General features: G+C 68.1%; 1 protein-coding gene (running past one end of the window). It reads left to right on the forward strand.

Annotated features, from left to right (window positions below; all coding sequences use genetic code 11):
- Nucleotides 1-12561 carry the 5' portion of a LuxR C-terminal-related transcriptional regulator gene (locus ACWEH3_RS02290; RefSeq protein ID WP_452358255.1) on the forward strand. Its footprint extends 24750 nt past the window's final position, so only the first 12561 of its 37311 coding nucleotides appear in the window; the start codon lies at nucleotides 1-3; its stop codon lies beyond the right edge, outside the window.

The raw sequence follows: 12561 nt of genomic DNA on the forward strand, positions 1-12561 counted from the left end.
ATGACGCTGCGTTTGCCGGCCTGGCTGCCCCCGGCCGTAGTGATGTGTGTAGCCGGGTCCTTCCCTCTGGGCGACGAGGACGCGGAACGACGCGCCGCCGATGCGTGGTCGGATAAGGCCGAATGGTGTCGTGAGCGGGCTGAATATCACGAAGCCAAGGCAAAGCCGCCCGAAGGCTCACACGGCGACACCGTCACCGCGATCGCCGACAAGCACCGGCGCACGGCCGATCGCTTCCGGCAGCAGGCCACCAATTGCGACAGCCTCGCCAGGCAGCTCTACGAGAGTGCCAACGCCACCGAGCTGCAGAAGATGGTCATCATCAGCATGGCCGTGATCCTGGCTCTCCAGCTGGCCCGGTGCGCACTGATGTTCGTGGCCGGTGGTCCGATCCAGGCCGCTATAGAACAGATGGCGACCCGGACCGCGGCGCAGCGCGCGTGGATGAGATTCGTGGCATTCCTTTCCGGACGCGGTGCGGAACTGGCCGCGGAACGCGGCTCGATGGTGCTGCTGCGCAACGGAGTCGTGATGGGGGTGGCAATGGGCGGCGGCACCCAAGCCGGCGCCCAAGCGGTTCAGGTTGCCAAGGGCGACCGTGAACAGATGGATTGGACGTCGGTCGGCGTGGCCACGGCCGCCGGCGCTGTCGGTGGCTTGTTCGGCATGCTGTTCGGACTCTGGGCAGGGCCGAAGGTCGCCACCATCGGCGCAAACGCCAACAGCACCGTGGGACGGGTGGCCCTGCAGCTCGCCGGCACCACCATGGTCGGCGCCGGAGCCGGAGCCGTCGGCGCTCTCGGCGGCACCGCCGTCTCGCTTGCGCTGTCGGACCAGCCGTTCAGCCGCAAGGCCTTAACTGAGGGCCTGATCCCCGGTATCGGTAGCGGATTCATCGGCGCGGCAGCCTTCGCGGCACAGGGCATGCGCAGCCGGGCACCACTTCCCGACACAACTGCCGACCCCGCTGCCGCGCCGGTTGTCACCAGGCGCGAAGCGTCGCCTGGTTCGCTCGTCGACGCACTGCGCTCGCATGGCATCGTCACCGCTGACTTCGATCCGAACAACACCTCCCACACCCATCAACAACAACAGATCGACAATCTTGTGGCGCTGCTGCGCCAAACCGGGGCAACCGCGGACGCCCCGGTCCGCCCCACACTCCCATTGAACAATGCCGACTGGCAGCCCGCGAACGTGCCGAATTTGTCGCCCGACAACCTCAACCCGGTCAAGTCTGTCAAGCCCCCTTCCGACGCCGTTGCCACACCCGCGGAGCCGGCCCCCGCGTCCCCTACAGGGACAACGCCGAAGGCTGAGGGAGGCAATCAACCGCCCGATGTGTCGCCGCCGAAAGAGTACAAGCCGCCTCCGGAGCAGCCGTTCTCCGTCCCGAACAACAGCATGGACTGGGCACCACCCGCAGGCATGCCCGGCGCATTGATCGACAACGTCAATCCCGTCAAGACCGTCACCTTCCCCGCGGCCGCCATCGCGTCCACCGTCAACCCGGTCGGCGTGCCGAGTATCGGGACGGATCCGACATCGGCGGAGGCGCCCGGGTCACGGGACGCTCCCGCCGCACGACCGGATTCCGAGACCGTCGGCGCCGCTGAAGCTCCTGTCGACGGGCAACTGCCTCCAGCACTACGCGACTCGGATAACAGCACCGCCGAGAACGCGGGCACAGCACGGCAGACCGCCGAACACGATCACCCTGCAGCCGGACCCGGCCACTCGGTGCGACCACACCCCGCGGATACCGGCGAAGGCAGTGCTCGACCGGCCGATGTCGCGCCCGGGTCGGCTCACGGCAACCGGGTCGGTCCCGAAAACACCTCGTCGGAGCCGCCTTCCGCGCCAGAGCACGCCGCGGTGGCGGACAACGCCGCCGCCACGGCCCGCCCGCACCCCGGCAGCCGGGACACGGCGGGCGAGGGGCCGGCCGCGCGAGGCCGCGCCGTAGCGGATGCCCGAGGCGACGATCCGGCGGCCGCGGGAGGCCGCGCCGTCGCGGATGCCCGAAGCGACGATCCGGCGGCCGGGCCGTCGTCATCGGTTCGGCAACGAGGTATCGCAGCGGACGAGCAAGCCGGTACGCGACCCGTCACGGCCGACGCGCACGACGCATCGGCGCAACAGAGCGCGACCGTGTCGGCGACCGAGGAGCAAGTGGCACAACGGGTTCCTGACGTGGCCACCGATCCCGAACCGGCCGTGCCCGAGCTGGTACCGGCGGCGGCGCAGAAGGATTCGGCCGAGGGCCTGTCATCGGACCGCGACGTGTCCCCGACCATGACGATCACCACCGACCTGTCGCCCGCTCCGCAGCGCGGTGATTCCGGTCCGCGCTCCCCCGGCGGGGACAGGTTCGTGGACGCGGCCGGGCCGCAGCGGCAGGCCGCGCAGCCGTCGGGCGGTCCGGCGCGACCGGCCGCAGGCGTCCAGCCCGGCACACCCGCTACCGGTGGTTCGCCCGCTGCTGCCGGAGGTAGTCGGCCGCCACGTGTGTCGGCCCCGAAGAACGCTGCGGCGGAGCGCCCTCCCGCCGTCGAACCGGTAGAAGGAGCGCGCGGGCAGGCCGAGGACGGCCATGCCCCGTCAGGGTCGGCGGCCGCCCGCGCCACCGACAACGACAACCGGAACGCACCGTCCGAGGCCGCCGAACCGGAGTCTGAGCACGGTCGCACGGCCGACGGCACCACAGGTGACGAGACCGCGCGAGCCACGCATCCGGATGAGGCGAATGCACCGGAGCACGCACCCCCGGCCGACGACAGCGCGAAAGGGCAACAGGCCAAAGGTCATCCCGATGTAGTCGACGAGGCGGGACCATCGAAACCGAAGCCCGGTGAGTCCGATGCCAGCGGAGAGGATGTCCCTGGCGGTCGAGCGAGCGACGACAGTGCGAGTGAGCAGCAAGCGAAGACTAGATCCGATGCCCCCGACGGGGCGGATGCGCCACCGCCTGAGCCCGAACCCGCTCGCGCACAGGACGATTCGGATGCCCCGCCCACCGCTCGCGACGAAGAGCCCGCCGCGGACGCGCGTGCGAGGGCGAGAGCCGAAGTAGAGCAGCGTAATGCGGCCGAGCGGCAGCAGAACGAGCTGGTGCGCGAACACCACCGGCAGCGTGTCGAAGGGGCGGCCGAGCGCGAGCGGGCCGCCCATGCCGAGTTGCAGCGGCAGGAGCAGGCCGTACGGGTGGCGGAGGAGCATGAGCGGGCCACCCGCGTCGGCCTCGGTGACGAGATACGCGAGCTGTTCGGGCGGGGCACTGCGGAGGATCGGGTGCAGGTCGAAGCCGCGCGGGCCGCTCAGGAACAACTCCGGCAGGCTCAGGCGAGGTTGGCCGAGTGCCGGGACGCGTACGAGGCGGCGGTGGCCCAGCATGACGCCGCAGCCCGGGCCAGAGCCCACGACCTGGTCGAAATCTCGGACAACGCGGGTGTTTCGCTGATGAACGACTACGAGGCCGGGGTGCTCACCGATCGCGACGCCGTGTTCGATGTGGTCGCCCAGGAGCGGGTACGCACGGCCCTGGATGCCGGTCGCGCGATCGGGGAGTTGCGGAAGCCGGGCAGTACGGCCGACGGTACGAGCCCGTTGGCGAACGCATCGCCGGAGTCGTTGGCCGACACGATGGTGCGGGGATCCAGGGAGGAGCGCGTCGCGGCGATGACGGAATGGATTCGCCGTGGTGACGACCGGCATCGGCTCGTGCGGGAGACGCAGGCCGCGGCGTTCCTGCTGCTCGAGCACGGTCCGGTGGATATGAAGACCGGTGAGGGCAAGACCATCGTCATGGTGATGAAGAAAATGTCCGACGCCATCGACCACGGCACCGCACACGCATGGACCAGTAGTGATCTGCTCGCCGGTGAGCTGGCCGGTGAGTTGCACGCATTCGTGGCGCGGCCGGAGTCGGATACCGGGATCGACGTGGTCCGGATGGATCAGGACGATCCGCTGCCGGATCCGGTACCCGGCCGTAGCCGGATCGTCGTTGGCACGAAGGAGGACTACCTGTTCCGCGCGTTGAAGGTCGCGGATTCGATGATGGACGAGCTCGCGGCCAGTGGCATGTCTGACCAGGAGGTGACGGCACTGCGGGATTTCCTCAACACGAAACCGTCTATCGATCTGATCAAGGAAAGGCTGGATACCGCGGCATCCGACCACGGTCTCGACCTCCGGTACGACCCGTTCCCGGCGGGCAAGCTCACCGTCGACGAATTCGACACCATCTTCGACGGCAATTCCGAATGCGTACTTTCCCCTGGGGCGGCGGAGGAGGCCCCACCCGAGGTGCGCGCCGAATTGCAGGGCATCTGGAATCGGCTGACGACCGCGGAGCGTGAACACGGTCTGACGGCAGCGGATTTCAAGAGGCCGGAGCACACCCGGGGCATGTGGGCCGCGGAAACGACCCCGGCGGCGGTGGCCAAACTGGAGAAGGTGGCGGGCGGACCGGTCACCGCCTCGGAGCTGAAGCTGTACGCCGATGCCGCCAACGCCCGCTGGGGGCTGGAGAAGGGCACGCACTACATCACCCGGGCGGACGAAGGCGAGGGCGCGAAGATCGGCGTCCTCGCGCACGAAACCAACGACAAGCCGTTGTGGGACAAGACGAAGTTGACCGAGGTGCGCTGGCAGGACGTCGGTCAGTTCGTCGACATCAAGGAAGGGCTGCCGGTTCGGGCGAATCAGGAACATTCGCTGCGCATGTCGGATCAGCAGTTGATCGGCAGCAAATTGCTGTTCGATCCGTCTGGGTTGTCCGGGACCATGAAGGGCGTCGAGGGCATCACCTACGACCTGTACGGCGTGGGGCCGGTGCCGGAGCTTCCGACGTTCTATACATCGCAACGCGTCGTGGAACCGCCGAAATTCTACGAGAACACCCATTCGAAACTCACTCAGCTGGCCCGCGACATCGTGCGGGACGCACATGTTGTCGACGGGGAGCAAACGGGCCGTGCGCAGTGGGTCGTGTGCATGGACAACGGCGAAATCCGGGGCGACCCGGATGCCGGGCGGATCGGACTGATCGACCTGCTCCGCACCGCGGCGAAGGACGAACACGGCGCGGACTTCGAGCTGAAATTCGAGGTGGTCGATGCGGATTTCTACGCCGAGCACGGCGGTAGCAATGCCGACGCCGAGGCCCTGGTCAGGCAGAAGATCGAGGAATTCGGGGACAAGGGCACCATCTATATCACCAACAAGGACGGAGGCCGCGGCGCCGACCCGACACCGTCGCAGGAGGTGATCGATCTCGGCGGTGTCGACGTCAAGGTCAGCGGCGGGCCGTCGTACTCCGAGCGGGTGAACGACCAGGTCGATGGTCGTGGCGCCCGTGGCGGATCCGGCGACGACCGGGAGCACGGCGGCACCCCGGGTTCGGCGGTGCACTACGTCTCCCCCGAGGACTTTCTTGGCCGGGTCACCGACCACGGCGTCACACAGCAGATCGTCCAGTACACGGAAGCCGTCAAGGCCCACCGGGCCGCCCAGGAACAGCACGAAGCCCTCAACACCGAGGCGACGCGCATCGAACTCAACAGGACCGAAACGGCGCTGCGAAACGCCGAGTCCGATCTCTGGAAGCATGCCGTCCCGGCGATGAAGGACGCCGTCGAGCAGCATCAGCTCGCCTCCAAGTACGCGAGCGCCAACCAAGCCAACGCCCCACCCACGGACGCACATGGCACCGCGCCCCAGCAACCCCAGCAACCCCCTCCCCGATCCGCAGGGACCACGGCTCCGCATGCGACCGCGCACACACCTGCCGCCACTCACAACGGCACCCCCGCCCCGACCGTCGCCGGCCTCGCCGCCGAGGCAGCATCCAACCTGGCTTCCGGTAACCCACCGGTCGCACCCAACCTGCGTGACGAGCACGGCGACAGCACCCTCCGCCACCTCCTGCGGGTGCTGGACGCACCCGGCGGACAGGCGGCCGCGCCGTTGCTGCCGGTCGCGCAGGCCGTCCGCGACGCGGCATTCGATCAGGTCGAGTCGCAAGGGATCCCCATCGGCGCCGACGTCGCCGACCACGTGCGCGAGACCGCACGAAATCTTCTGCACACCAGCCTGAATCAACTCGATCCGGCGCAGCGCCAACTCGTCACCGACGCCGGGACGGTGCTGCAGCAAGGACACCGGCTCGAAGACGCGCACACCGCGGCCGTCGCCCAGTTGGTCGCGCAGGTGCCGACCACCCAGCCCGTCCTGGCGGCCGCTGCGGGCACCACCGTCCCGTTCGACCAGCTGCCTCCCGGCGACCGCACCGAGACATTGCAGCGGGCGCAGCAGGGCGACCGGTCCGCCGCGCAGGCCTTGGACCGCCATTTCGGCCCAGCCACCGCCCAGGCCATGTGTGCCGTACTCAGCGGGGATTCTGAGCACGGCACCCCACCCACGCGGATTCAGCTCCTGGCGCACGCCGTCGCCCGGGCCACGCTCGGCGCCGCCGACGCCGGTGGCTGGCAAGTCCCCCCGGGCATCGACATCGGCGGCTGGCTGCTCAGCGAAGCGCGAAACACGTGGCTCGACAGCCTCAATCACCTGAATCCCGCCGTACGCCGACTCGTCAACGAAGCGCTCGATCCCAGATCCCGCAGCGACGACCTCACCGACGCTCAGGTCACCCTCTTCGGATGGGTCGCGCAGGAGATCGCAGTGCGGGCGGCCGATTCGACGGCCCGGCAACGGGAACCCTCGGCCGTGAACCGCGACCGTGCGGACTCCGCGCGGACGGCCGAGGCCGATCGAAAGACCAAGCAGGCCATTGCCCGGAAGTTGTTCGAGAAGTTCGACATCGAGGTGCTCGGTCTGGACAAGCCGGAGATCTCCGTCGACACGGCTCTGTCGATCAGGAATGCGATTGTCGACGGTTTCGCGGCAGGGCAGGAGATCAAGCTCGACGTCGTACTGGTCGCCGCCATGGCCGGCAATACCGGTGCCTGTATCTGGACTCCAGAAGGCATCGAAAAGGACGCCCCGACCTTCATGGTCCTGAACGAGAACCTCTTCGGTGACCCGGAGAGATTCCGGAACACCATGCGGAAGGCGGTGCAGGCAGGCCGCCTGATGGCCCCGACCGGCGATCCAGCGTACGACGCCGTCAGTCACGAGATGGGCCATCTGCAGGATCGAGCCGCGCGGAAGGGGCTCTACGACGAGAAGCCGATTGCCCACCTACGAGACGGAGCCGTCCAGGGGAAGGACTACGAAGACTCCAAAGAGGCACGGGCATTCGGATTCCTGTACACGCATTTCGCCGAGTTCAAAAAGGCCGGCATGCTGGCGCCGGACCTCGATTTCGACGATTGGCTGGGGCAGCTCGATTCGTACAGCAGCAGCAGGAAGAAGCTGAAGGAGGCAGAGGAATACAACCGAACACGTGCGGGCGAAGAGTCGCAGGGGCCGGAAATGGGCACCTACGAGCCCAAAATGGGTGACCTCGCGGTATTCAATCCCGCGGAAGCCCTGGCCGAGGCGAACAATGCGTTCGGCAGGACCGCACCGGCCGATCGCACACATCCCGCCTACGTACTGCAGGCCCTGCTTCGTGACATTCCGTATTTCCAGGTGTTGCGGGAAGCCGAACAGCGTAATGCCCTGGTGCAGGCGGACTATCGCGGTCCGGTCCCGGCTGCATCGGAGTTCGGCACGAGCATCGCCTCGAACGGCCCGTCCGCATCCCTGGCCGCGAGATGGCGCGCTATGTCCCCCGCCGCGCGCGCCGACTACGCGGAACAGCAAATCGCATATTTGAATCCGGACACCGGTTTCGTGCTCGATGAGTTGGACCGGCTCCAGGCGGAGCACCGCGCCACGGTCACATCGACCCCGGACGGCACCGCGCAGAAGCCCGAACCGCGACCTGACGACAGGTCGGCGTTGCCACCGGAGTTCTGGCAGCAGCACAGTCGGTCCCACGCGCGGGCAGCTGTCCCGGCCCCGATCCACCTCGGCGACCCCGACAATGTGCAGCCGGACCCGACGCAACCCGTTCCGGACTTGCCTCGCTCAGCCCAGACGTCGAGGCGTGCTGCTTTCGACAGCTTCCGGGGGCAGATCTTGGCGATCTACGCCGCCGGCCCGTCGATCGAACGGAGCGATGCGGTAGCTCGCGCCCTGGCCGATGCCGACCCCGAGGATCTGCGGCGCGCTCTCCGCGAGGCCGGGCTCGACCCGAACCAGCAGCGGGTACTGCGCCAGTTCTGGCCGGGCCAGTCGGACCGGACAGCCGCAGCGGTGCTACCGGATCCCGGCGAGGACATGGACCCTCTGCTATGGGCTGCGATTCGCAAATTCGCCTCGGCAGTCGCTCGCGTCCGGACATCCGGGGAATCTCCCGCACGGGTTGTTCCCCAGCCAGATCAGACCGAATCCGACGCTGCGATCCCCGACAGAGGCGGGCTGACCTTCCGGGAGCTCGAGGTGTTGCGCCTGAGTGCGCGCGGCCTGTTGTACCCCGAAATCGGCCCGCTTATGGGCATCTCGCACAAAACCGTCCAGAGTTATGCCCGCCGTGCGTGTGCCAAACTCCGCTGCCCGAGTGTGATTCCCGCGGTCCTCGCGGCAGATCGGGAGGGATGGCTGGACGAACCATCCGGCCCGCACATCGACGTCGAATTCTCTCCGGACGAGGTCGCCATTCTCCAGCTGGCGGCGAACGGCCTGGACAATCGCGAAATCGCTACCGAGCTGGCGACGACGCGGTATCGAGTGCGGACGTTCATGGCCGCGCTCCCCGGCCGGTTGGGTGTCGAGGGCAGGCTGCCCGGTCTGCTGGCGGCACAGCGACAGGGGGCCTTCCAGCCTGGCGATCCCCACACCGCGGCAACGCGGAAGGACGTCGACCTGTCTCCCCGCGAACGCGAGGTTCTCGACCTGGTTGCGGCCGGTCTCACGGATCAGGCGATCGGTGACCAGCTGGGAGTTACTGCAGCTACGGCACGGGGCTATCGGGTCCATATCCAGGCCAAGCTGGGCACCTCGGATCATGAGGAACTCGCCGCCCGGGCGCGTAGCCTCCAGTCGCCTCGCGCAGAGGCGCGGACCGTCGAACTGAGCGAAGTCGAGGCGCTCCTGCTCCACCTGGTCACCGAAGGAGCGCCACCCGACGCCCTCGCCACCGCACTCGACATGCCGCAAAGCCGGTTGGATCCCTTGCTGGGGCAACTGGCCGACAAGATCGGTGCGCGCGGCCGGATCCGGGTGTCGGCGCAGCGACGAGAACCGTCATCGCAGCGCGAGCGGCTCGAGGCGCTCGCCGAGTCGCTGCCGGGGACGAGCCGTGATCCGGCAGCGGTGTCCTGGGCCACGGTGCGCGCCTTCCGATCTCGGATCGCCACCCGCCCCTCCGAACTGACCGGGCGTAAACCCGAGGTGCTGCGGCTGGCCGCACAAGGCTTGTCGCTCAATGCGATCGCTCGCACGTTGGGCGGATCGCACGCCACGGTGATCAATGAACTCGACAGCATCGCGGTGAAGCTCGGAACCCCTGATCGGGCCGTGCTCCTGATGGCGGCGCAGCGGGCATGGTCGGCCGAACACCCGCAACCGATACCCGAACCGACGGCCGACGTCGGTCTGACACCGCAGGAGACCAGTGTCCTGCGCCTGGTGGCCCGGCGGTTCACGAACCCGGCTATTGCGGCAGAGCTGGGCCTCTCGGTGCCGTTGGTGAAGTACATCCGGCGCGGCCTACGCACCAAACTCGGTATCGACGACACCGCCGGGCTGGTCGCCTGGGCACTGCACAGCGGTATCGCCGTCGACGACCCCGCGGACGCCCCGGACCCGGAGTTGCAGGCGCGCGTCACGGACGCGCTGCGGCGGGCAACGGCGACGGATACCGACCGAGAGTCGACACCCGACTCCCACGATGCCTCGCCCATCCCCGCCGACATCGATGGATCCGGCGAGTCACCATCGGCCCAGCCCGCCGAAGTGGCCTTGGACCCGGCCCAGACCGCGCTGGCCGAGCAACTCGGGCTGCCACCCGCTGCGGTGACGCGGGGAGCTGTACGCCTCGCCCTCACCCTCGTCGCGGAACAGACACAGGCCATGCCCACCGCCGTGACCGGCATCGACGGTCAGGAACTGAGTCGATGGATCCGGTCCCAGCTCGAACTGCATGCGGATCAGGAAGCGGCCACTCACGAGGGCGCGCTGGCCGAGCTGGAGCGGCGCGACGGCGAGGAATCCGGACTCGAGGATGCGGCCGACGCTGAGGCTGATCCATTGGACCAGAACGGTTTCGATAACCGGCGCCGGGCCCTCGACCAAAAGTTGCGGGCACTGCTGGGGTTGCAAGACCTGAGCCCGCCCCGGCCGATGACCACGGGCGAGGTGCTGGCCGAGCTGTACTGGATCACGAGCCTGACGGACTCGCCGGAGCTGGAACACCTTGTCGCCGCGAGTGAGACATTCCTGTGTGCCACTCTCGAACCTCTGGCGGCAGTCCCGCTGGACACGGTCCAGATCCACACGCTGCGCAGCCAGCTGGCGCAGCAGGTGGGCGTCGCCGACGACGAACTGACCCGCACGCACGCCGAGGTGCTGGCCGCCGACGAGACCGTCGCGCCACAGACTCGCCGTCTGGCGGAGCGCTACCTCACCCTGCGCCCGAGCCAAACCGAGCAGAAACCGACTCGAGCCGATATCGCCCGGCTGGCGGGTGTGGGCGATTCGTATGTCAGCAGCGTGTTCCACGGACGGTTCGGCGCGAAGAAGCCGTGGCACGGCGAGACTACGCAACGCGTCCTGGCTGCGGCTCACCGGTTGGGTGTACCGCCCGACCGCGCGGACATCGCGGCCCTCACCGATCCGAACTTCGTGACGCGTCGCGTTCGTCCGGCGCGCTGGATCGGCGACGAGTTCGTTCCCGCGCGGATCAAGCCGCAGCCGTCTCGCGACAAGCTGGTCGAGGCAGCGGGCACGGCCAAGGCCACTGTCCGTGATGTGGTCAAAGGCTCGGGCACGCAAGATGACATGCGGCTGGTGCGCAGTGCGGCCGACGAGATCGGGTTCTGGTATCATCCGGACGGGCCGATGGGAACGGTCGACGCGATCACACTGTCGGCCAGCGACCGTGCGACGACATCCGGCACCCGCATCGATCCTGTCGCGATCGACCTCGGCGATTCCGACGGGCCGGACACCGTTCTGCAGCGCGCGCGGCAGGGCGATGCGACGGCGTTCAACGAGCTGCGTGACCGACACGGCCGCGCCTCCCTCCGGGAAGTGCTCGCCCGGCTCGGGGTTCCGGCCTCACCGACCGGCCGCGACTTGCGGCCGCTCCTGCAGGTGGCACAGGAGCTCAACCGCATGGCATTTCGGATCGCGGAGGCGCACCGATGGCGTGCCGATGCGGGCACGAATCCCCGCGAATGGCTGCACGGCATCGTGGGAGGTCTGGTAGACGGCTGGTTCGGGCTGAATGCCACGCAGCGCAAACACGTCACCGAGGCAGTGGACGCAATGCGGCGTGGTGCAGCGATCAGCTTGGTGCAAACAGGTGCGCTCAAACGATTGGTCGACGCCGGGGAGCAGGTGATAGCAGACGCCGAAACGCATGCGACCGACTCTTCACAGCAGACGGATAGTGGGCTCACCAACCGTCAGTTCACGGTGCTCGAGTTGATGGCCGCGGATATGACAAGCCCTGAGATCGCGGAGGAGTTGGGGTTGTCCCCGGGGACCGTGAGCATCTACGCGACCCAGGTTCGCCAGAAACTCGGTGCCCGTACCCGGGCGGAAGCGGTGTACATCGCACTGAGCACAGGCATCCTCCCCGGCAGTCCCCGCGCCGACGGCGAGACACCCGGTCGCGAAGATCTCCAACTGACCAGTCGCGAAATCCACGTACTCGGGCGGATCGCGAACGGAGACACCAGCGACGACATCGCTCAAGATCTCGAGATCTCTCCGAGAAGCGTGGACAAGTTGGTGGGTCGAGCCGGCCGGAAGCTGGGCGCTCGCAACCGTCCTGGAATCGTGGCTGCCGCCGCGAGAATCGGCGGCCTCCCGCTCGCCGACCCTGCCGACGCCGTCCCGGGCACCGGCCGAATATGGCTGGCCGATTACGAAACCAACGTGGTCACTCGGATCGCGACCGGGGAGACCAGCAAAGACATCGCGCAGACGCTGGGCCTGTCCCCGCTCACCGTGGACGACTACCTGATGCGGATCTGCCGAAAACTCCGCGTGCACAACCGGGCGGCGATGACAGCCGTCGCCATCCGCTCCGGGCTCCTGCCGGGGGCCACCCGAACCGCTGTGGAAGTTCCCGAATTGACCACCGCCGAAATCGACCTGCTCACGCGGATCGCGAACGGCGATACGAACGCCGATATCGCGGACGACCTCCAGATTTCGGCGAGCGCGGTCGATATAGCGCTCGCCCGTGTTCGCGAGAAACTCGGCACCCGCAACCGGCCGCAGACGGTGGCAGTGGCTATCCGTGCAGGCATCCTGCCCGGCGCCGATACGGTCGAAGCGGCTCCCGCCCCACCCGCAAACCCGGCGGAACTGAGGGAACGG

This window comes from Nocardia sp. NPDC004718 (assembly GCF_053601535.1).